Origin of the sequence: Microbacterium sp. Cr-K32 (assembly GCF_000708345.1) — a bacterium.
GTDB lineage: Bacteria > Actinomycetota > Actinomycetes > Actinomycetales > Microbacteriaceae > Microbacterium > Microbacterium maritypicum_A.
Window position 1 is genome coordinate 138,199 of the sequence record NZ_JARD01000008.1, and the last position, 20,760, is coordinate 158,958.

Consider the following 20,760-nt stretch of genomic DNA (forward strand, 5'->3'; position numbering starts at 1 on the left):
GTTTGCGTCGCGATCCGGCGCGTGAACGTGAAGGAGTGTCGTGGCACTAACCACCGACGTCAAGGCCGAGCTGGTCAGCATCCGCAATGCACCCCCGACGGTGCGAGTCGCGGAAGTGACCGCCATCCTCCGGTTCGCCGGTGGTCTGCATTCGATCGCCGGTCGCGTGGCCGTGGAGGCCGAGGTCGACGCGGAGACCCTTGCGCGCCGCGTCGCTCGTGACCTCGCCGAGATCTACGGTGTGCGACCCGAGATCGCCCAGGTCCAGTCGAGCACCGCGAACGACGGCGCACGCTGGGCGGTGCGCGTGATCGCGCAGGGGGAGACCCTCGCCCGTCAGACCGGGCTGCTCGACCAGCGTCGGCGCCCCGTGCGCGGATTGCCCAACCGGCTCACCACCGGCTCGCGGGCCGAGGTCGCCGGACTGTGGCGCGGTGCCTTCCTCGCCGCAGGATCCCTGAGCGAGCCCGGACGCTCGGCCATGCTCGAGGTCGTCTGCCCGTCGTCGGAGGCCGCGATGGCCCTCGTCGGTGCGGCGCACCGCCTCGGAGTCGCCGCCAAGGCGCGCGAGGTGCGCGGGATGCCCCGCGTGGTCGTGCGCGAGGGCGAGGCGATCCGCACCATCCTCAACGAGATGGGTGCACAGAAGACCGCCATCGCGTGGGAGGAGCTCCGCCAGCGCCGCGAGGTGCGGGCCGGCGTCAACCGTCTCGTGAACTTCGACGACGCGAACCTTCGCCGTTCCGCACAGGCCGCCGTCGCGGCGTGCGCACGTGTCGAGCGCGCACTGGAGATCCTGGCCGACGAAGTCCCCGATCATCTCAAGGTGGCCGGCGAACTCCGTCTGGCGCACCGCGACGCCAGCCTCGATGAGCTCGGCCACCACGCCGACCCGCCCCTGACGAAGGACGCCGTCGCCGGCCGCATCCGCCGTCTGCTCGCGATGGCCGACAAGCGCGCGCAGCAGGAGGGCATCCCCGGAACGGAAGCCGCGGTCCCCGTCGGACTCGACGTCTGATCCACCTCTCGACCAAGACCCGCCGACCGGCACCCGGACGGCGGGTCTTTCGTCATACGACGGAAGGATCGGGGGCGCCGCCGCGTTGTCGTCAGTAGGATGAATCACGTCCGCTCTACGCCGCACATCGGCGGCGCGGAGGATCGGCAAGCGCCGCGGCGCGGCGCGGATTGGATGAAAGCGATATGGCGACCTACACGCTCCCCGACCTTCCCTACGACTTCGCAGCCCTGGAGCCGCACATCAGCGGCAAGATCATGGAGCTGCACCACGACAAGCACCACCAGGCATACGTGACGGGTGCGAACACCGCGCTCGACCAGCTCGCCGAGGCGCGCGAGAGCGGAAACCTCGCGAACGTCAACAAGCTCGAGAAGGACCTCGCGTTCAACCTCGGCGGTCACGTCAACCACTCGATCTTCTGGACGAACCTGTCGCCGAACGGCGGCGGTCAGCCCGAGGGCGAGCTGAAGGCGGCGATCGACGAGTACTTCGGCTCGTTCGAGAAGTTCCAGGCGCACTTCACGGCAGCGGCGACCGGCATCCAGGGATCCGGGTGGGCGGTCCTCAGCTGGGATTCGATCGGCTCGCGTCTGATCATCCAGCAGCTGTTCGACCAGCAGTCGAACACCGCGCAGGGCACGATCCCGCTGTTCCAGCTCGACATGTGGGAGCACGCCTTCTACCTCGACTACCTCAACGTGAAGGCTGACTACGTCAAGGCCGCGTGGAACATCGCGAACTGGGAGAACGTCGCCCAGCGCCTCGAAGTCGCCCGCAAGCAGACGAACGGCCTGCTGGTACTGTCGTAATCGGGTCGCGTCCCGACGGGCCACGGCTCGTCGGGACGCCCTCTCAGCCAAAAAACCCCGCGCTTCACGCGTGCTGGAAAGCAGCGTGCAGTGCACGAGAAACAGGGAGACCTGAGTGTCTGTCAAGATCGGTATCAACGGCTTCGGCCGCATCGGACGCAACTACTTCCGCGCGGCTCTCGCGCAGGGAGCGGACCTTGAGATCGTCGCCGTCAACGACCTCACCGACAACAAGACCCTGGCGCACCTGCTGAAGTACGACTCGGTGGGCGGCGTCCTCGACGCCGAGATCAGCTACGACGATGAGAGCATCACCGTCAACGGCAAGACGATCAAGGCGTTCGCCGAGCGCGACCCCGCCAACCTCCCCTGGGGTGAGCTGGGCGTCGACATCGTCATCGAGTCCACCGGCTTCTTCACCAAGGCTGAACTCGCCAAGAAGCACATCGAGGCCGGCGCGAAGAAGGTCCTCATCTCGGCCCCGGGCACGGGTGTCGACGGCACGTTCGTCATGGGCGTGAACGAGGACACGTACAACCCGGAGACCGATCACATCATCTCCAACGCCTCCTGCACGACGAACTGCCTCGCGCCGCTCGCCCAGGTCTTCAACGACGCGTTCGGCATCGACCGCGGCTTCATGATGACGGCTCACGCGTACACCGCCGACCAGAACCTGCAGGACGGCCCGCACAGCGACCTGCGTCGTGCACGTGCTGCCGCGATCAACATCACGCCGGCGTCGACCGGTGCTGCCAAGGCCATCGGCGAGGTGCTCCCGGAGCTCCAGGGCAAGCTCAGCGGCTCGTCGTACCGCGTTCCGGTTCCGACCGGCTCGATCGTCGACCTCACCCTCATCACCGACCGTGAGAACCTGACGGTCGACGAGGTCAACGAGGCGTACAAGAAGGCCGCTGCCGAGGGTCGCCTCGCCGGCTACCTCCAGTACAACGAGGACCCGATCGTCTCGAGCGACATCGTGCACAACCCGCACTCGTCGATCTTCGACTCGACGCTCACCAACGTGAGCGGCAACCTGATCAAGGTCTCCAGCTGGTACGACAACGAGTGGGGCTACTCCAACCGTCTCGTCGACCTGACCGAGTACGTGGCCGAGCGCCTCTAAGCTCAGACACATGACTCTGCGCACCCTGGACACTCTGGGGTCGCTCGAGGGCAAGCGCGTCATCGTCCGTTGTGATCTCAACGTCCCCTTGCGGGATGGGATCATCACGGACGATGGCCGTGTCCGCGCCTCGTTGCCGACCCTCAACGCACTCATCAATGCGGGCGCCCGCGTCGTCGTGTGCTCTCACCTCGGGCGGCCGGACGGCGCGCCCGACCCGAAGTACAGCCTGGAGCCGGTGGCCCAGCGCCTGTCCGAGCTGCTCGGTGCCCCGGTCGCGTTCGCACGCGACACGGTCGGCGAGTCGGCGAAGGACGCCGTGGAGTCCCTCGAGGACGGCGGAGTCGTCGTCATCGAGAACCTGCGGTTCAACCCGGGGGAGACCTCGAAGGACGACGCCACCCGTGCGGCTTTCGCGGCCGAACTCGCGGAGCTCGGCGATGTGCTGGTCTCCGATGGGTTCGGGGTCGTGCATCGCAAGCAGGCGAGCGTCTACGAGCTTGCCGAGCTGCTCCCGTCCGCGGCCGGTCTGCTGATCGCGACCGAACTCGACGTGCTCGACCGTCTGACCGAGAATCCCGAGCGTCCGTACGCGGTCGTGCTCGGCGGCTCCAAGGTCAGCGACAAGCTCGGCGTCATCTCGCACCTGCTGCCGCGCGTCGACAAGATCCTCGTCGGCGGCGGCATGCTGTTCACCTTCCTCAAGGCACAGGGTCACGCCGTGGCGTCGAGTCTCCTGGAAGAGGACCAGCTCGAGACCGTTCGCGGCTACATCGCGGAGGCGGCGGAGCGTGGCGTGGAGCTCGTGCTCCCCACCGACGTCGTCGTCGCCGCATCCTTCGGCGCCGATGCCGCGCACGAAGTCGCTGCAGCCGATGCGATCGAGTCCACGCCGTTCGGTGCCTCCGGCATCGGCCTCGACATCGGCCCGGAGACGGCGGCACGTTTCGCCGAGGTCATCCGCGAGTCGAAGACCGTGTTCTGGAACGGCCCGATGGGCGTGTTCGAGTTCCCGGCGTTCGCGGCGGGTACCAAGACCGTGGCGCAGGCGCTCACCGAGGTCGACGGCCTCAGCGTCGTCGGCGGTGGCGACTCCGCGGCAGCCGTGCGGCAGCTGGGCTTCTCCGACGACCAGTTCGGTCACATCTCGACCGGCGGCGGCGCGAGCCTCGAATTCCTCGAGGGCAAGAAACTACCTGGGCTGGAGGTCCTCGGATGGGCGTGAACTCCCGTACCCCGCTGATCGCGGGAAACTGGAAGATGAATCTCGACCACCTGCAGGCGGTCGCGTTCGTGCAGAAGCTGCACTGGACGTTGAAGGACGCGAAGCACGAAGACGGATCGGTCGAGGTGGCGGTCTTCCCGCCGTTCACGGACATCCGCAGTGTGCAGACGCTCATCGACGCGGACAAGATCCCGTTCGCGCTCGGAGCGCAGGACGTCTCGGCACACGACTCCGGTGCGTACACCGGTGAGGTGTCGGGGGCATTCCTGGCGAAGCTCGACGCGAAGTACGTCATCATCGGTCACTCCGAACGCCGTGAGTACCACTCCGAGGGCGACGACATCGTGGCTGCCAAGGTGAAGGCCTCGCTCAAGCACGGACTGGTCCCGGTGATCTGCGTCGGCGAGACAGCGGGAGACCTCGAGAAGTTCGGCGCCAGTGCGGTCCCGGTGTCCCAGCTCGAGGCCGCGCTCGAGGGCGTCTCGCCGAAGGCGGACATCGTCGTGGCGTACGAGCCCGTGTGGGCGATCGGCTCCGGCCAGGCAGCGACCCCGCAGCAGGCGCAGGATGTCTGCGCCGCACTGCGAGCCGTCATCGCGAAGGTCCTGGGCGACGAAGCGGCTGCGCGCACGCGCATCCTCTACGGCGGCTCGGTGAAGTCGGGCAACATCGCCAGCTTCATGCGTGAACCCGATGTGGACGGCGCTCTGGTCGGCGGGGCGAGCCTCGTCGTGGACGAGTTCGCCGCGATCATCCGCTTCGAGAAGCACGTCGGCGTGTGAGTGCAGCGGGGCTTCGGCCCCGCTGCACCGTATACTTGACCGTTACGGGGGCGCTCCGGCCCCAGCGAAAGGCTCTTTCTCGTGGCAATTCTCGAGTTCGTCCTGCAGGTCGTGCTGGGCATCACCAGCGTTCTGCTGACCCTCCTCATCCTCTTGCACAAAGGCCGCGGCGGTGGCCTGTCCGACATGTTCGGTGGAGGCATGACCTCAGCGGTCGGCTCTTCCGGGCTCGCGGAGCGGAACCTGAACCGCTTCACCGTCGTCCTGGCTCTGACGTGGTTCGTCTCCATCGTCGCGCTGGGCCTCATCACGAAATTCGAGGTCATCTGATGGCTACCGGTGGAAACGCGATCCGCGGCACCCGTGTCGGCTCGGGCCCCATGGGCGAGCAGGACCACGGTTATCACGCCGACCGCATCGCAGTCTCGTACTGGGACGGTCTCGGCAACGAGACCGTGCGCTACTTCGCCGCCGGTCTCCCCGAAGAGGAGATCCCGGAAACGATCGATCACCCGCAGTCGGGTCTTCCTGCCGGCCGCGACAAGGAGAATCCTCCTGCGCTCGCGAAGGCGGAGCCGTACAAGACGCACCTCGCCTACGTGAAGGAGCGTCGTACCGACGAGGAAGCCGTCCAGCTTCTGGACGACGCACTCACGCAGCTGCGCGAGCGCAGGGGCCAGTGACCTCGGTCTGACATCGAAGAAGCCGCCGCGAGTCATCGCGGCGGCTTCTTCCGTATCAGGACACCGTCGTCAGCGGCAGGCCGCTGCGGCGTCGATGTAGTTCTGCGGGGGATAGCCGTACGCCCACACCCCGTTGGCATCGTCGGCGTAGCCCATGCTGATGGCCCACGCGGTCGCCCACTTCTCGATGCTGTCCTGAGTGGACGAGTCGTACATGCTCTGGCACTTCACGCTGATCGCGTGCCCCACCTCATGGGCGACGAGCGCCTTGCTTCGGATGCCCGGCCACTGCTCGGCGACCGAGTTCGAGAGCTCGATCGTTGCGCGCCCGGACTCGCCCCACCACCAGGTCGTGTACCCGCCCATGCTGCCGTTGTAGCCGGCGCCGCTCACGACCGGCGACCAGTCGAAGTCGAGGAGCACGCCGGGCGCGAGGGATCGGGCGAACGCCTCGATCTCGAGCCGGGCGTTCAGCAGCGGCCCCGCTTTCTCCGCCAGCTCTTCGCTCTCGGTGGCGACGACGTGCGCGGCCGCGTCCTGCAGCGAGAGGTAGGAGGTTGCCTCGCTGTCATCCATGGTCGTCGCGGCGGTCGCATCGGCGGCTGCTGCGCGCAGGGCGATCACGGCCTCGTTGCGGGCGGAGAGGTGCGCGGCCTCGAACGCCGGAGCGGCCGCGCCGGCGGCGTTGATCACGGCCACCCCACTCTCCGCCACAGCCTCATGCGCGTCTGCCGTCTCGGTGGAGGCGACGGCGAGCTCATCGGACAGCACGTCGAGATCGTGCCGTCGCTGTTCCAGCTCCGACGTGGCGCCGAACAGTTCCCAGAACCAGCCCGGCTTCGTGCCCACCCCGGCGATCTCCGTCGCGACCACGGCGTCGGCCTCCGAGGCGGCGGTGGTGCCGTCGGCGAGCGCTGAGGCGAGCCCTGCCTGGACCTCCTCGGGCACCGCGATCGGCTGGTTTCCTCCGGCGAGGATCTGTTCCGCCGCGCCGGTGACCGCGCGGAGGTCCGCGATCGCCTCACGGACCTGCGTCTTCGTGGTCGACGTCGCCTCGGCGGTGCTCTCGTATCGCGACAGCGCGTTGTCGTACCCGAGGTTCGCCGTCACCTGAGTGAGTGCCAGCCCTGCGATCACGGCCGCTCCGCCGATCAGACCGACGGCGATGCCCGTGCGTCTCATCCGACGTGGCGTCGCCGCTGCAGCAACGGCGGGATCAGCGGAGAACACGACGGGCAATACGTGCCCACCGGGGAGCGGCGCCGTGCGCGTGTCGGCGTCCGGCCGGGACTGGTCGGTCACGTCGTGTCCATTCGATGATGCCTTCCGGTCGGAGACTGCGTGCAGCGATGCTGACAGCGTATTCGACGGGCGGACGCGAGCCGGAGAAGGTCACGGGGAATGCGAGAAGGCCCCCACCGATGGTGGGAGCCTTCTCGAGCGGAGGGGCTGACGGGAATCGAACCCGCATCATTAGTTTGGAAGACTAAGGCTTTACCACTAAGCTACAGCCCCGGATCCGGACCTTCGGAAAGGTTCGGTACCGACTCATCGACTATACCGGACTCTGGCGCATGCTCCGGTCCGTTAGACTCGGTGGGGCTGAATCCGCGTGCGGATTCCCCGGGGCGTAGCTCAGTTTGGTAGAGCGCCCGCTTTGGGAGCGGGAGGTCGCAGGTTCAACTCCTGTCGCCCCGACACAGCCCCCACGGACCTTACAGCCGCGAATCGAAGCGGAAATCACAAGGAGAACACACCAGCATGGCGAACAGCACCGTCGAGAAGCTGACCCCGACCCGGGTCAAGCTCACCATCACGGTCACCCCGGACGACCTCAAGCCCAGCATCGCTCACGCGTACGAGCACATCGCTCAGGACGTGCAGATCCCCGGCTTCCGCAAGGGCAAGGTCCCGGCTCCGATCATCGACCAGCGCATCGGTCGTGGCGCCGTCATCGAGCACGCCGTCAACGAGGGCCTGGACAAGTTCTTCCGCGAGGCGACGGTCGAGCACAAGCTGCGCGTCGTCGGCCGTCCGGCTGCCGACATCACGCAGTGGCCGAACGAGAAGGACTTCTCGGGTGACCTGCTCGTCGACATCGAGGTGGATGTCCGCCCCGAGATCGAGCTGCCCTCCTACGACGGCATCACCGTGACGGTCGACGCCGTCGAGGCCGATGACGCCGCGCTCGACGCCGAGCTCGACAACATGCGCGCGCGCTTCGGCACGCTGGTCCCGGTCGACCGTCCGGCCGCCAAGGGCGACTTCGTCGAGCTCGACCTCGTCGCGACGATCGACGGTGCCGAGATCGACCGCGCCGAGGGCGTCTCCTACGAGATCGGCTCCGGCGAGCTGCTCGAGGGCATCGACGACGCGATCGAGTCGCTCACCGCCGGTGAGGACACCACCTTCCGCTCCGCTCTCGTCGGTGGCGACCACGCCGGCTCCGAGGCCGAGGTCTCCGTGACCGTCAAGGCCGTCAAGGAGCGCGAGCTCCCCGAGGCCGACGACGACTTCGCGCAGATCGCGAGCGAGTTCGACACGATCGCCGAGCTCCGCGAGAGCCTGGCCGAGCGCGTCGCTCAGCAGGGCGTCTTCACGCAGGGTTCCGCCGCGCGCGACAAGCTCGTCGAGGTGCTGCTCGAGCAGATCGAGATCCCCGTTCCGCCGCAGCTCATCGAGGACGAGGTGCACAACCACCTCGAGGGCGAAGGCCGTCTCGAGGACGAGGTGCACCGCGCCGAGGTCACCGAGGCGAGCGAGAAGCAGTTCCGCACGCAGGTGCTCCTCGACACGATCGCCGAGCAGGCCGATGTGCAGGTCTCGCAGGAAGAGCTCAGCCAGTACCTCATCCAGTCGGCTGCGCAGTACGGCATGGCTCCGCAGGAGTTCGTCGAGGCGCTGCAGTCCTCGAACCAGCTCCCGGCGCTCGTCGGAGAGGTCGCGCGCAACAAGGCCCTCGCGATCGCGCTCGGCAAGGTGAAGGTCGTCGACAGCAATGGCAAGGCCGTCGATCTGTCCGACTTCATCGTCACCGACGACGAGGCGGAGTCCACCGACGCCGAGTCCACCGACGCCGAGGAGAAGCCGGCCAAGAAGGCTCCGGCCAAGAAGCCCGCCGCCAAGAAGGCTCCGGCCAAGAAGGCCGATGACGCTGACGAGGCCGAGAAGCCGGCTGCCAAGAAGCCCGCCGCCAAGAAGGCTCCGGCTGAGAAGGCTCCGGCCAAGAAGGCTCCGGCCAAGAAGGCGGCCGACAAGGCCGAGTGATCGGACACGATCCAGTGAAGAGGGCGGGTGCTGCGGCATCCGCCCTCTTTTCCATCCAGGGAGGGCAATCATGAAGACGTGGGATGAGCGCATCGACGAGGTGTGGGACGATGCGACGGGTGAGGAGGTCGGTGACGACACCATCGCCCGCATCGACGCCCTCGCCGCCGAGCGCGGAGCAGGTGACGCCCGCGCCGAGTTCGAACGCGCGGGCGCGCGGGATTCCGCGGGAAGGCCCGCGGAAGCCATCGTTCTGTATCGGCGCGCGCTGGCATTGGGGTTGGATGCTGAGCATCGCCCGCAATGCGTGATCCAGATGGCGAGCTCGCTGCGGAATCTGGGCGAATACGACGAGGCCCTCGCCGTGATCCGCGCCGAGGAGCAGCTGTCGGCCGACGGTCCCTACCGTGACGCCATCGCGTGCGTGCACGCCCTCATCCTCGCAAGCGCGGGGCGACCAGCGCAGGGTCTCTCGGTGGCGCTGCTCGCCCTGGTCCCGCATCTGCCGCGCTACCACCGGTCGATGACGGCGTATGCCCGCGAGATCGCGGACGCCGACACCTGATATGCCGACGGCGAACACGGCCTGGGTGCCGCGTTGTCGCCGGTAGATTCGAATCACTGAAACACGGAATCAGGAGCTGACATGGCTGCAGAACCCCTCCTCGCAACGAGCGTCTTCGACAGGTTGCTGAAGGACCGCATCATCTGGCTGGGGTCGGAGGTGCGCGACGAGAACGCGAACGAGATCTGCGCGAAGATCCTTCTTCTCGCCGCAGAAGACTCCGAGCGAGACATCTACCTCTACGTGAACTCGCCCGGCGGTTCGATCACCGCGGGCATGGCGATCTACGACACGATGCAGTTCGTGCCGAACGACATCGTCACGGTCGGCATCGGAATGGCCGCATCGATGGGTCAGCTGCTGCTGACCGCCGGCACCAAGGGCAAGCGCTACATCACGCCCAACGCCCGGGTGCTGCTGCACCAGCCGCACGGCGGCTTCGGCGGCACGTCGAGCGACATCCAGACCCAGGCGCAGCTCATCATGTCGATGAAGAACCGCCTCGCGGAGATCACGGCGGCGCAGACCGGCAAGTCGGTCGAGCAGATCAACGCCGATGGTGACCGCGACCGCTGGTTCACCGCCGAGGAAGCCCTCGAGTACGGCTTCGTCGACCACATCCGCGAATCGGCCTCCGACGTCATCGGCGGCGGCGGAACCGACCAGGACACCGAGTAACGGAAAGCGAAAGGACGCTCATGTACACACCCACCTTCCGCTCAGCCGGTGACCTGCCTTCCAGCCGCTACGTGCTCCCGCAGTTCGAGGAGCGCACCGCCTACGGATTCAAGCGCCAGGACCCGTACAACAAGCTGTTCGAAGACCGCGTGATCTTCCTGGGCGTGCAGGTCGACGACGCGTCGGCCGACGATGTCATGGCGCAGCTCCTCGTCCTGGAGAGCCAGGATGCCGAGCGCGACATCACCATGTACATCAACTCGCCCGGTGGCTCGTTCACCGCTATGACGGCGATCTACGACACGATGCAGTACGTCGCGCCGCAGATCCAGACCGTCGTGCTCGGCCAGGCGGCCTCCGCTGCGGCCGTGCTGCTCGCGGCCGGCGCGCCGGGCAAGCGCCTCGCGCTCCCGAACGCCCGCGTGCTGATCCACCAGCCCGCGATGGGTGAGGCGGGCCACGGCCAGGCCTCCGACATCGAGATCCAGGCCGCGGAGATCCTCCGCATGCGGACCTGGCTCGAGGAGACCCTCGCCGGCCACACGAAGCGCACGCCGGAGCAGGTGAACCGCGACATCGATCGCGACAACATCCTCTCCGCCGCACAGGCGCTGGAGTACGGCATCGTCGACCAGGTCCTCACGACGCGCAAGCGCGTCTGATCCGATCGATCCCGAAGGGCGTCCGTCATCACGACGGGCGCCCTTCGTCGTACCCGGCGGATGTGCAGAGCCCCCACGCTCGATTGCGCATATGAGCATCATGATGCGCGAACGCTGATGAGGGCCTACTCTGGGAGAGGAAGGAGGATGCCGTGGAAGAAGATCTGCTCATGGTTCGCGTCGCCGAGCTGTACTACGACGAGGACAAGACCCAGGACGAGATCGGCGGACTCCTCAAGATCTCCCGCTGGAAGGTCGGCCGCCTGCTGACGCAGGCTCGCGAACGCGGCATCGTGCGCATCGAGATCGTGCATCCCCGCGCCCGCAGGCTCGGCCTCGAGCGGCTTCTGGTCGACCGATTCGGACTGACGGACGCCGTCGTCGTGCCGGCCCCGGAAGGCGATGACGGCACGCTCGAGCGGGTGGCGCAGGCCGCCGCCGACTTCCTGACCGCACTGCGGCCGGTGCCCCGCACGCTCGGGGTGAGCTGGGGGCGTACGCTCCGCGCCGTCGCCGAGGCGCTCCCGGATGGATGGGCGAACGGCGTGACGGTCGTGCAGCTCAATGGGGGAGTGAGCCTGAATCGGCGCTCCGGCGGGGCGGCAGGCCTCGCTGTCACGATCGCTCAGCGCGCGTCTGGCCAGGTCTCGCTGCTGCCGAGCCCGGCCATCCTCGAGCGTGTGGAGACGAAGCAGGCGATCGAGTCCGACCGCACCGTCGCTGCCGTGCTCGAAGAAGCAGCGGAGGCGCAGGCATTCCTGTTCACCGCAGGGCCGTGCGACGCTTCATCCGCGCACGTCGAGAACGGCTACCTCAGCGCTGAAGACGTGGAAGAGCTCGCGCGTCGGGGCGCCGTCGGAGACGTTCTCGGCCGCTACGTCGACGCCGAGGGGAACATCGTCGACTCGCAGCTCGATGCGCGAACGGTCGGCGTCTCGCTCGATCGTCTGCGCGGAGCCGCCCGCGCGATCTTCGTCACGGCGGGCCCCGCCAAGCACGACATCGCACGAACCGTGGTCACCAGCGGCCTGTGCGGCGTTCTGGTGACCGATGAGACCACAGCACGAGCATTGTTGGAGGAACAGTGACGACCAAAGAACTCAGCCGCAGGACGGCGGTGGACGTTCTGGGCGGAGAGCCCGACGACGCCACCCTCCGACGTTTCCTGCACGGACTCCCCGGTGTGGATGCCGTCGGTCTCGAGCAGCGCGCTGCCGGGCTCGGTACCCGCTCCATCAAGACCACCTCGAAGGCGTGGGCCCTCGACACGATCATCAAGCTGATCGACCTCACGACGCTCGAGGGTGCGGACACCCCCGGCAAGGTGCGCTCGCTCGTCGCCAAGGCGAAGACCCCCGACGCCGCAGACCCCTCGACTCCACGGGTCGCCGCGGTCTGCGTCTATGGCGACATGGTCGGCGACGCCGTCGCCGCGCTCGGCGGCCTGCACGGCGACCCCGACGACGGAATGATCTCCGTCGCTGCGGTGGCCACGGCGTTCCCGAGCGGGCGCTCGTCTCTCGCGATCAAGCTCGCCGACACCGCTGAGGCGGTCGCCGCCGGAGCCGACGAGATCGATATGGTCATCGACCGTGGGGCGTTCCTCTCCGGCCGCTACGGCCTCGTGTTCGACCAGATCGCCCAGGTCAAGGAAGCATGCCGCCGCGAGGACGGTTCGTACGCCTCGCTCAAGGTGATCCTGGAGACCGGCGAGCTGAACACGTACGACAACATCAAGCGCGCCTCGTGGCTGGGCATCCTGGCGGGAGGGGACTTCATCAAGACCTCGACCGGAAAGGTGCAGCCCGCCGCGACGCTTCCGACGACTCTTCTCATGCTGGAGACCGTGCGTGACTGGCACCGCGGCACCGGCGAGAAGATCGGCGTGAAGCCGGCCGGTGGCATCCGCTCCTCGAAGGACGCGGTGAAGTACCTGGTGACCGTCGCCGAGACGGTGGGCGAGGAGTGGCTGCAGCCGCACCTCTTCCGGTTCGGCGCATCCAGCCTCCTCAACGATGTGCTCCTGCAGCGTCAGAAGCTCAGCTCCGGCCACTACTCGGGCCCCGACTACGTCACGATCGACTGACGGGAAGACGAACATGTCATTTCTGGAATACGCTCCCGCACCGGAGTCCACCGCGATCCTGAACCTCAAGGACAGCTACGGCCTGTTCATCGACGGCGAGTTCGTCGACGGATCCGGCACCCCGTTCCACACGATCTCGCCGGCGACGGAGAAGCACATCGCCGAGATCGCCTCGGCCAGCGACGAGGATGTCGACCGCGCGGTCGCCGCCGCCCGTCGTGCCTACGAGAAGACCTGGTCGAAGATGAGCGGTCGCGACCGCGGGAAGTACCTCTTCCGCATCGCCCGCCTCGTGCAGGAGCGCGCTCGCGAGCTCGCCGTCGCCGAGAGCCTCGACAACGGCAAGCCGATCAAGGAGAGCCGTGACGTCGACGTGCCGCTCGTCGCCTCCTGGTTCTTCTACTACGCGGGCTGGGCGGACAAGCTCGACCATGCGGGTCTCGGTGCCGACCCCCGCGCGCTCGGCGTCGCCGGTCAGATCATCCCCTGGAACTTCCCTCTGCTGATGCTGGCGTGGAAGATCGCTCCCGCCCTCGCCGCGGGCAACACGGTCGTGCTCAAGCCCGCAGAGACCACGCCCCTCACGGCGCTGATCTTCGCGGAGATCCTGCAGCAGGCCGACCTGCCGGCGGGTGTCGTGAACATCGTGACGGGTGCCGGAGCCACCGGTTCCACCCTCGTGCGCCACCCGGACGTCGACAAGGTCGCCTTCACCGGTTCGACCGGTGTCGGCCGTGACATCGCACGGGCCGTGGCAGGCACCCACAAGAAGCTGACGCTGGAGCTCGGCGGGAAAGCGGCGAACATCGTGTTCGACGACGCCCCCATCGACCAGGCGGTCGAAGGCATCGTGAACGGGATCTTCTTCAACCAGGGCCACGTGTGCTGCGCCGGCAGTCGTCTGCTCGTGCAGGAGTCGATCCACGACGAGGTCGTCGACAGGCTCAAGACGCGTCTGTCGACCCTGCGTCTGGGCGACCCCCTCGACAAGAACACCGACATCGGTGCGATCAACTCCGCTGCGCAGCTGGCCCGTATCCGCGAGCTCAGCGACATCGGCGAGGCCGAGGGCGCCGAGCGCTGGACCGCCGACTGCGCCATTCCGGAGCAGGGCTTCTGGTTCGCACCCACCATCTTCACCGGTGTCGAGGCATCGCATCGCATCGCCCGCGACGAGGTCTTCGGCCCGGTGCTCTCGGTGCTCACCTTCCGCACGCCCGCCGAGGCGATCGCGAAGGCGAACAACACGCCCTACGGTCTCTCCGCCGGGATCTGGTCCGACAAGGGATCGCGCATCCTCGCTGTGGCCGACCGCCTGCGTGCCGGCGTGATCTGGGCCAACACCTTCAACCGCTTCGACCCGTCGAGCCCGTTCGGCGGGTACAAGGAGTCCGGATTCGGCCGCGAGGGCGGTCGCCAGGGTCTCACCGCCTACCTCAAGGGAGCCGCAGCATGAGCAAGCGACTGACTGTTCCGAAGACGTACAAGCTGGCGATCGGCGGGGCCTTCCCGCGGAGCGAGTCCGGCCGCACGTACGAGGTGCTCACGCCGAAGGGGGCCTTCCTCGCGAACGCCGCGAAGGGCTCCCGCAAGGACGCCCGCGACGCCGTGGTCGCCGCCCGATCCGCCGTCAAGGGCTGGTCCGGTGCGACCGCCTACAACCGCGGCCAGGTCCTGTACCGCGTCGCGGAGGTGCTGGAGGGGCGTCGTGCGCAGTTCATCGACGAGATCGCGGCTCAGGAGGGCGTGTCGTCCGCGGCCGCGGCCTCGCAGGTCGACGAAGCTATCGACCTCTGGGTCTGGTACGCCGGATGGTGCGACAAGTACGCACAGGTGGCGGGCAACGCGAACCCCGTGTCGGGGCCGTACTTCAACATCTCCGTGCCAGAGCCGACCGGTGTCGTGGCGATCGTCGCCCCGCAGGACTCGGCGCTGCTCGGTCTGGTGTCGGTCGTGGCTCCGGCCCTCGTCGCCGGGAACACGGTTGTGGTCGTCGCGAGCGAGCAGCACCCGCTCTCGGCCATCAGCCTCGCCGAGGTCCTCGCCACCAGCGACGTCCCGGGCGGAGTCGTGAACGTGCTGACGGGTTCGCCCGCGGAGATCGCTCCGTGGCTGGCTTCGCACCAGGACGTGAACGCTCTCGACCTGGCCGGAGCCGGCGCTCTCGACTGGGTCGACATGCAGATCGCCGCGGCGGAGACGCTCAAGCGGGTGCTCGCCCCGGGAGACGTCGTCGCCTCGCCGGAGCGGATCGGTGCCTTCACCGAGGTGAAGACCGTCTGGCACACCAAGAGCATGGTCTGACCGTCCTGACGACCTCATGAGGGGGTCGGGAGCCTTCGCCCACGACCGGGCAGCTGAAGGCTCCCGGCCCCTTCATCGTTTCGCGATCCGATGTCGAATGCCCTCAATGCGGCCCGGTGTCGTATGCAGAGGTTAGGCTCGAAGAACGATCTCTGATCCCCCCTAGGAGGACGCGCATGGCCCGCATCGGTGAAAGCGCTGACCTGTTCAAATGCTCTTTCTGCGGAAAGAGTCAGAAGCAGGTCCAGCAGCTAATCGCCGGCCCCGGCGTGTACATCTGCGACGAGTGCGTCGAGCTGTGCAACGAGATCATAGAAGAGCGGATGGCCGAGTCGTCCGCAGACGGGGTCGCCGAGTTCGAGCTCCCGAAGCCGCGTGAGATCTTCGCCTTCCTCGAGGAGTACGTGGTCGGGCAGGCGCCCGCCAAGCGCGCTCTCGCCGTCGCCGTCTACAACCACTACAAGCGGGTGCGGGCACACGGCACCCTGCAGACGGCCGAGCAGAAGGCCGAAGAGGTCGAGATCGCCAAGAGCAACATCCTGCTCATCGGGCCGACCGGCTGCGGCAAGACCTACCTCGCGCAGACGCTCGCGAAGCGCCTCAACGTCCCCTTCGCCGTCGCCGACGCCACGGCGCTGACCGAGGCCGGCTACGTCGGAGAAGACGTCGAGAACATCCTCCTCAAGCTCATCCAGGCCGCGGACTACGACGTCAAGCGCGCCGAGCAGGGCATCATCTACATCGACGAGGTCGACAAGATCGCCCGTAAGGCCGAGAACCCGTCGATCACCCGCGACGTCTCGGGCGAGGGTGTGCAGCAGGCCCTCCTGAAGATCATCGAGGGCACGGTCGCCTCGGTCCCTCCGCAGGGCGGCCGCAAGCACCCGCATCAGGAGTTCCTGCAGATCGATACGTCGAACGTGCTGTTCATCGTCGCCGGGGCCTTCGCCGGTCTCGAAGACATCGTCTCGGCGCGCGTCGGCAAGCACGGCATCGGCTTCGGTGCCCCGCTGCACGACAAGGGCAAGGACCTCGACCTGTTCAGCGAGGTGCTCCCGGAAGACCTGCACAAGTTCGGGCTGATCCCCGAGTTCATCGGCCGTCTGCCGGTCGTCACCAACGTGTCGCCGCTCGACCAGGATGCACTGATCGACATCCTCACCGGGCCGCGCAATGCACTGGTGAAGCAGTACCAGCGCATGTTCGAGATCGACGGCGTGCAGCTCGAGTTCGAAGAAGATGCGCTGCGATCCATCGCCGACCTGGCCGTCGAACGCAAGACCGGTGCCCGTGGACTCCGGGCGATCCTGGAGGACGTGCTCGGACCCATCATGTTCGAGATCCCCTCGGCGGAAGACGTCGCCAAGGTCATCGTCACCCGTGCAGCCGTCGACGAAGGCGCACCGCCCACGATCGTGATGGAGCGCAAGCGCAAGAGCGCGTGAGCGCGGAGCCGGTTCCCTGGAAGACGGTGGCGAGGAAGACTCTCGTCGCCGACCGATGGATCCGACTGCATGAGGACAGCTGCGAAGACGTGAGCGGGCGCTCGATAGCCCCGTACTACGTGCTGGAGTACGGCGACTGGATCTCGGTCCTCGCCCTCGACCGGAACGACGATGCCATCCTGGTGGAGGAATATCGGCACGGTGCCCGCGTCGTGGCGCTCGGCACGATCGGCGGGGGAGTAGAGCCTGGCGAGGCTCCGGAGGATGCGGCCGCCCGCGAACTCCTGGAGGAGACGGGCTTCGTGGCAGATGAGCTCATCGACCTCGGTGCGACGTGGGCGAACTTCGGCAACCACACCAACCGCGTGCATCACTTCCTCGCTCGCGGATGCACGCGCATCGCGGAGCAGTCGCTCGACGACAGCGAGTCGATCGCCGTGCACGTGCTGTCACTGGACGGACTCGGCGACCGCCTCTCGCAGAGCTACCACCAGCTCACCTGGTACAAAGCGATGGAGCAGCTCGGACGATGCGTCCCGCCGATCCCGTAGACGTCTGATGACCTCAGGCGGTCGGCATGACGAGATCGGTGCGCAGCTCTGACGGGGTGGTGCTCGGGTCGGACACGTAGATCTCGATCCAGACGCCGCCGGGACGGAGCCCCTGGGCGCCTGCACGCTCGACGAGACCACCCCAGGCGCCGCCGAGTTCCTCGTAGGAGCCGAACAGGGTCGTCGCGACCGCAGGGCCCGCGGGCAGCCTTGAGGCGACGATGACGCGCCCGCTGGCCGTGGGGATCGGGTTCTCCGGGGGAGTCTGCACGGGGAAGCCGAGTTCGAGGTCGAAGACGTCCATCGGATCTCCGTGATAGATCGCGAGCGCGGGGCCGGTCGGGACCAGCACGTCTCCGGCGAAGGTGAGCGCGATCGCCGAGTAGCCGGCGTCGAATGCCTCCTGGGTGTCGGCCAGACGGATGCCGTTGTGGCGGATCACCGCGAGGGGGACGGCGTCGAGGTCGAGGCGGTCCGCGGGACCGAATGGGGACTCAGGGAATGCGTTCATGCGCTCAGAGTCTCACGACTCCGTCGCCCAGTCCACGGCGCTTCAGGAGCGGTTCGATCTCGGCATCGCGGCCACGGAAGTCGCGGTAGGCGTCGAGCGGATCCTTCGAGCCGCCCACCCCGAGCAGACGCCGACGGAACCGGTCGCCGTTGCCCCGGGTGAGGCCGCCGTTCGTGCGGAACCACTCGACCGTGTCGGCGTCGAGCACCTCGCTCCAGATGTACGAGTAGTAGCCCGCGCTGTACCCGCCGGAGAAGACGTGGGCGAAGTACGTCGACGAGTACCGTGTCGGGACGGCAGGGTCGTCCAGGCCGATGTCCGCCAATGCGGCAGCCTCGAACGCGGCGACGTCGGTGACCTGCACGTCGGTGCCGAGGCGATGCCAGGCCTGATCCAACCAGGCCGCCGCCAGATACTCGCTGGTGGCATGCCCCTGGTCGAACGTCTCGGTCGCTCGCAGGCGCTCCACGATCGCGGGGTCGAGCGGCGCACCGGTCTCGTGGTGGCGTGCGTAGTTGTCGAGCACCTCAGGCCACAGGATCCACATCTCGTTGACCTGGCTCGGGAACTCCACGAAGTCGCGGAACACATTCGTCCCGGCGAAGTGTGGGTAGGTCACGGTCGCGAAGAGTCCGTGCAGCGCATGCCCGAACTCGTGGAACAGCGTGGTCACCTCATCGAGAGTCAGCAACGTCGGCTCGCCATCTCCCGGAAGCGGCACGTTCAGGTTGTTGACGACGACGGGAGCCGTGCCGCGCAGGCGCGATTGGCTCACGATCGCGTTCATCCACGCGCCGCCACGCTTCGAGTCCCGGGTGTACAGATCGAGCACGTACAGGCCGACCGCGGTGCCGTCCTCATCGCGCACCTCGAACACGCGTGCGCCGGGATGGTACGCGGCGAGGTCGTCTCGCTCGGAGAAGGTGACGCCGTAGAGTCGGGTCGCCGCGAAGAAGACACCTTCCTGCAGGACGCGCTCTGCCTCGAACCAGGGGCGCAGCGCACTGGAGTCGATGTCGTACCTGGCTGTACGCACTCGTTCGGTGTAGAAAGCCCAGTCATGCGCCTCGACCGGGAAGGGTGCTGCCTCGGTCTCGTCGACGATCGCCTGGAGGGCCGCGTGCTCGGCACGGGCGTTGCGCGCGGACGGGGCTGCGAGGCGACGGAGCATCTCTTCGACGGCATCCGGAGTTCCAGCGGTCTCGTCGGCGGTGATGTAGGCGGCGTGCGAGTCGTAGCCGAGCAGTGTGGCGCGTTCCGCCCGCAACCGCACGATCTCGAGGAGCACCCCTCGGTTGTCGTTGGCATTGTCCCGGGATCCGCGCGCGAGCGAGGCGGCCATGATGCGCCGCCTCGACTCCCGTACGCGCAGCTGTGCCAGTGCAGGATGCCCGGTGAAGAGCGGCAGGGTGATCAGGTACCTGCCGTCGAGGCCCCTGTCCGCTGCCGCGCGCGCGGCGGCGGACAGCTCTCCCGCGCTCAGCCCGTCGAGCTCGTCGGCGGTGTCGAAGACCACGGCGAGGTCGTTGGTGTCGTTCAGGAGGTTGCGTTCGAACGTGTTCGTCAGCGTCGAGAGCTTCTGGTTCAGTGCGGTCAGCTGCACCTTGGCCTCGTCGTCGAGACCCGCACCCGCGTGGGTCATCTCGCGGTGGTGGCGCTCCACCAGGTAGCGCTGCTCAGGGTCGAGATCCAGGGAGTCACGCTGGTCGTACACGTGCTGCACCCGCCAGTAGAGCTGGCCGTCGAGCGTGATCGCGTCCTGATGCGCGGCCATGAGCGGTGCCAGCTGCTCATCGATCGCCTGGATCTCGGGCGTCGCATCGGCCGAACTCACGGTATAGAAGGTGTGCGCCACGCGGTCGAGGAGCTCGCCGGATCGTTCCAGCGCCTCGAGCGTGTTCTCGAACGTCGGCATCGAGCGCACCATGGTGATGCGCGCGATCTCGCGACGCTGCTCCTCGAAACCCGCCTGGAACGCGGGGAGGTAGTGCTCGGGCCGGATCGCGCCGTAGTCCGGGAGGCCGTAGGGGAGCGTCGACGGCTGCAGCAGCGGATTCGTGGCGTCGGTCATCTTCCGAGCCTATCCACCCCGGCTGTCCAGGCTCAGGAACCGTCCTCGCTCAGGCGCGTCATCACTCCGCGCAGCGCTTCCACCACCACGCGGACCGATCGACGACGCAGGGTCTCCGGGCGGGCGAGCAGATCGATCATCCGGTGCGTGCTCACCCCCTCGAGCGGGATCCGCACGATCTCGCGATCATCGACGCTCCGTGAGGTGAAGCGCGGCAGCATCCCGATCACCCCACCTGCCGCCACGACCGCCGACACCGCGCCGTAGTCGTTGATGCGGTGCTGGATGTCGACAGGGTGGTGGGCTACGGCCGACACCGCACGAAGGACATCGTCGGGGGAGTAGCCGATGCGACTGGTGACCCATCTCTGTCCTGCGACGTCGGCCGGAGTGAGGCTGGCGCGGCCGGCGAGAGGGTGGGAGATCGAGACGGCGACATCGAGGGGCTCACGTATGAGGGTGAGACTGCGCACGCCTTGCGTGGGCCAGGGGTCGGAGTGCTCCATGCGGTGCGCGAGCACGAGATCGTAGCGGGCGGTGAGCGCGGGGAACTCGCTCTGCGCGACATCCTCGTCGGTGAGCTGGACCGTCGGCGCATCCTCTGCGGACGCCAGTACCCGCACCAGCGCGCCGAACAGGGCCTGCCCGACGCTGTGGAATCCGCTGATGCTCACGACTCCCGTCGCGGCTCCCTCGAACTCGTCGAGGGCATGCCGTGCTGCGGCCATCGCGTCGATCGCCTCGGCGCCGGCCGTCGCCAGCACTTCACCGGCGGGCGTGAGGGCGAGGGTCCGGCCGATCCGGCGTGTCAGCGGTGTCGGAACACCCCTCTGCAGGGCTGCGAGTTGCTGGGACACCGCAGACGGAGTGACTCTGAGCGCGTCGGCCACGGCGGTCACGCTGCCGAGGGCGCCGAGCTCCCTCAGGATCTGCAGTTGATGGAGTTCCACGACCACAGTGTAGCTCTCGCTACA

At 67.6% G+C, this 20,760-nt stretch carries 21 protein-coding genes and 2 tRNA genes; 18 read left to right on the plus strand and 5 right to left on the minus strand.

The features are described from left to right. Window positions 1–40: 40 nt before the first annotated feature. From whiA to GZ64_RS0102025, 7 genes are all read left to right on the plus strand, one after another. A complete protein-coding gene (gene whiA, locus GZ64_RS0101995) occupies window positions 41–1,018 on the plus strand; it encodes a DNA-binding protein WhiA (protein ID WP_017830285.1) in 978 nt (325 codons plus the stop codon). A 185-nt stretch (window positions 1,019–1,203) separates the two neighbouring features. Then, window positions 1,204–1,830, plus strand: a complete 627-nt coding sequence (locus GZ64_RS0102000) for a superoxide dismutase (protein ID WP_021201518.1) — start codon at window positions 1,204–1,206, stop codon at window positions 1,828–1,830. A gap of 115 nt (window positions 1,831–1,945) precedes the next feature. After that, window positions 1,946–2,956 carry a type I glyceraldehyde-3-phosphate dehydrogenase gene (gene gap / locus GZ64_RS0102005; RefSeq protein ID WP_021201517.1) on the plus strand — a complete coding sequence of 337 codons (1,011 nt, stop codon included), beginning with the start codon at window positions 1,946–1,948 and terminating at the stop codon, window positions 2,954–2,956. A gap of 10 nt (window positions 2,957–2,966) precedes the next feature. After that, window positions 2,967–4,181: a phosphoglycerate kinase gene (locus GZ64_RS0102010; RefSeq protein ID WP_021201516.1), complete on the plus strand. Its 1,215-nt coding sequence runs from the start codon at window positions 2,967–2,969 to the stop codon at window positions 4,179–4,181. Further along, window positions 4,172–4,963 (plus strand): triose-phosphate isomerase, encoded by a 792-nt coding sequence (gene tpiA / locus GZ64_RS0102015; RefSeq protein ID WP_021201515.1) that lies wholly within the window; start codon window positions 4,172–4,174, stop codon window positions 4,961–4,963. The genes GZ64_RS0102010 and tpiA overlap by 10 nt, the downstream gene beginning before the upstream one ends. Before the next feature lie 81 nt (window positions 4,964–5,044). Continuing rightward, window positions 5,045–5,293: a preprotein translocase subunit SecG gene (gene secG, locus GZ64_RS0102020; RefSeq protein WP_017202783.1), complete on the plus strand. Its 249-nt coding sequence runs from the start codon at window positions 5,045–5,047 to the stop codon at window positions 5,291–5,293. Next, a complete protein-coding gene (locus tag GZ64_RS0102025) occupies window positions 5,293–5,646 on the plus strand; it encodes an RNA polymerase-binding protein RbpA (RefSeq protein WP_017830291.1) in 354 nt (117 codons plus the stop codon). The genes secG and GZ64_RS0102025 overlap by 1 nt, the downstream gene beginning before the upstream one ends. A gap of 69 nt (window positions 5,647–5,715) precedes the next feature. Here GZ64_RS0102025 and GZ64_RS0102030 read toward each other — a convergent pair whose 3' ends face one another. Next, window positions 5,716–6,948 carry a hypothetical protein gene (locus GZ64_RS0102030; RefSeq protein ID WP_136025454.1) on the minus strand — a complete coding sequence of 411 codons (1,233 nt, stop codon included), beginning with the start codon at window positions 6,946–6,948 and terminating at the stop codon, window positions 5,716–5,718. Between the two features lie 142 nt (window positions 6,949–7,090). Next, window positions 7,091–7,161 (minus strand) — tRNA-Gly (locus tag GZ64_RS0102035). Between the two features lie 109 nt (window positions 7,162–7,270). Between GZ64_RS0102035 and GZ64_RS0102040 the strand changes: the two genes are divergently transcribed. From GZ64_RS0102040 to GZ64_RS18880, 11 genes are all read left to right on the plus strand, one after another. Beyond that, window positions 7,271–7,344, plus strand: a tRNA-Pro gene (locus GZ64_RS0102040). A 63-nt stretch (window positions 7,345–7,407) separates the two neighbouring features. Beyond that, window positions 7,408–8,913, plus strand: a complete 1,506-nt coding sequence (gene tig / locus GZ64_RS0102045) for a trigger factor (protein ID WP_029264951.1) — start codon at window positions 7,408–7,410, stop codon at window positions 8,911–8,913. 70 nt (window positions 8,914–8,983) lie between these two features. Next, complete coding sequence (locus GZ64_RS0102050; RefSeq protein WP_021201512.1) at window positions 8,984–9,478, plus strand: tetratricopeptide repeat protein; 495 nt, start codon at window positions 8,984–8,986, stop codon at window positions 9,476–9,478. 81 nt (window positions 9,479–9,559) lie between these two features. Beyond that, window positions 9,560–10,156 carry an ATP-dependent Clp protease proteolytic subunit gene (locus tag GZ64_RS0102055; RefSeq protein ID WP_017830295.1) on the plus strand — a complete coding sequence of 199 codons (597 nt, stop codon included), beginning with the start codon at window positions 9,560–9,562 and terminating at the stop codon, window positions 10,154–10,156. 20 nt (window positions 10,157–10,176) lie between these two features. Further along, window positions 10,177–10,818, plus strand: coding sequence for an ATP-dependent Clp protease proteolytic subunit (locus GZ64_RS0102060; RefSeq protein ID WP_021201511.1), 642 nt, complete (start codon window positions 10,177–10,179; stop codon window positions 10,816–10,818). A 152-nt stretch (window positions 10,819–10,970) separates the two neighbouring features. After that, window positions 10,971–11,906: a sugar-binding transcriptional regulator gene (locus tag GZ64_RS0102065; protein ID WP_021201510.1), complete on the plus strand. Its 936-nt coding sequence runs from the start codon at window positions 10,971–10,973 to the stop codon at window positions 11,904–11,906. After that, entirely contained in the window at window positions 11,903–12,904 is a 1,002-nt protein-coding gene (gene deoC / locus GZ64_RS0102070; protein ID WP_029258199.1) for a deoxyribose-phosphate aldolase, read from the plus strand. The genes GZ64_RS0102065 and deoC overlap by 4 nt, the downstream gene beginning before the upstream one ends. 13 nt (window positions 12,905–12,917) lie before the next feature. Continuing rightward, window positions 12,918–14,360 (plus strand): aldehyde dehydrogenase family protein, encoded by a 1,443-nt coding sequence (locus tag GZ64_RS0102075; RefSeq protein WP_021201508.1) that lies wholly within the window; start codon window positions 12,918–12,920, stop codon window positions 14,358–14,360. Further along, a complete protein-coding gene (locus tag GZ64_RS0102080) occupies window positions 14,357–15,208 on the plus strand; it encodes an aldehyde dehydrogenase family protein (protein ID WP_021201507.1) in 852 nt (283 codons plus the stop codon). The genes GZ64_RS0102075 and GZ64_RS0102080 overlap by 4 nt, the downstream gene beginning before the upstream one ends. A 176-nt stretch (window positions 15,209–15,384) precedes the next feature. Beyond that, window positions 15,385–16,653: an ATP-dependent Clp protease ATP-binding subunit ClpX gene (gene clpX / locus GZ64_RS0102085; protein ID WP_029264952.1), complete on the plus strand. Its 1,269-nt coding sequence runs from the start codon at window positions 15,385–15,387 to the stop codon at window positions 16,651–16,653. Between the two features lie 26 nt (window positions 16,654–16,679). Next, window positions 16,680–17,204, plus strand: coding sequence for an NUDIX hydrolase (locus tag GZ64_RS18880; RefSeq protein ID WP_197020495.1), 525 nt, complete (start codon window positions 16,680–16,682; stop codon window positions 17,202–17,204). Between the two features lie 13 nt (window positions 17,205–17,217). Here the strand turns inward: GZ64_RS18880 and GZ64_RS0102095 are convergent, their stop codons facing one another. Genes GZ64_RS0102095 through GZ64_RS0102105 form a run of 3 tightly spaced genes read right to left on the minus strand, consistent with a single transcriptional unit; the run spans window position 17,218 to window position 20,736 of the window. Beyond that, window positions 17,218–17,715, minus strand: a complete 498-nt coding sequence (locus GZ64_RS0102095) for a GyrI-like domain-containing protein (protein WP_051667807.1) — start codon at window positions 17,713–17,715, stop codon at window positions 17,218–17,220. A 4-nt stretch (window positions 17,716–17,719) separates the two neighbouring features. Next, window positions 17,720–19,786, minus strand: coding sequence for a M3 family metallopeptidase (locus GZ64_RS0102100; protein ID WP_036330943.1), 2,067 nt, complete (start codon window positions 19,784–19,786; stop codon window positions 17,720–17,722). A 32-nt stretch (window positions 19,787–19,818) separates the two neighbouring features. After that, complete coding sequence (locus tag GZ64_RS0102105; protein ID WP_029258194.1) at window positions 19,819–20,736, minus strand: LysR family transcriptional regulator; 918 nt, start codon at window positions 20,734–20,736, stop codon at window positions 19,819–19,821. Window positions 20,737–20,760 lie beyond the last annotated feature (24 nt).

Bases quoted from the DNA above. Each gene is read 5' to 3' on its own strand.
- GZ64_RS0102000 (WP_021201518.1), top strand. From the start codon at position 1,204: ATGGCGACCTACACGCTCCCCGACCTTCCCTACGACTTCGCAGCCCTG.
- GZ64_RS0102010 (WP_021201516.1), top strand. From the start codon at position 2,967: ATGACTCTGCGCACCCTGGACACTCTGGGGTCGCTCGAGGGCAAGCGC.
- tpiA (WP_021201515.1), top strand. From the start codon at position 4,172: ATGGGCGTGAACTCCCGTACCCCGCTGATCGCGGGAAACTGGAAGATG.
- GZ64_RS0102025 (WP_017830291.1), top strand. From the start codon at position 5,293: ATGGCTACCGGTGGAAACGCGATCCGCGGCACCCGTGTCGGCTCGGGC.
- tig (WP_029264951.1), top strand. From the start codon at position 7,408: ATGGCGAACAGCACCGTCGAGAAGCTGACCCCGACCCGGGTCAAGCTC.
- GZ64_RS0102050 (WP_021201512.1), top strand. From the start codon at position 8,984: ATGAAGACGTGGGATGAGCGCATCGACGAGGTGTGGGACGATGCGACG.
- GZ64_RS0102055 (WP_017830295.1), top strand. From the start codon at position 9,560: ATGGCTGCAGAACCCCTCCTCGCAACGAGCGTCTTCGACAGGTTGCTG.
- GZ64_RS0102060 (WP_021201511.1), top strand. From the start codon at position 10,177: ATGTACACACCCACCTTCCGCTCAGCCGGTGACCTGCCTTCCAGCCGC.
- GZ64_RS0102075 (WP_021201508.1), top strand. From the start codon at position 12,918: ATGTCATTTCTGGAATACGCTCCCGCACCGGAGTCCACCGCGATCCTG.
- GZ64_RS0102080 (WP_021201507.1), top strand. From the start codon at position 14,357: ATGAGCAAGCGACTGACTGTTCCGAAGACGTACAAGCTGGCGATCGGC.
- clpX (WP_029264952.1), top strand. From the start codon at position 15,385: ATGGCCCGCATCGGTGAAAGCGCTGACCTGTTCAAATGCTCTTTCTGC.
- GZ64_RS0102095 (WP_051667807.1), bottom strand. From the start codon at position 17,715: ATGAACGCATTCCCTGAGTCCCCATTCGGTCCCGCGGACCGCCTCGAC.
- GZ64_RS0102100 (WP_036330943.1), bottom strand. From the start codon at position 19,786: ATGACCGACGCCACGAATCCGCTGCTGCAGCCGTCGACGCTCCCCTAC.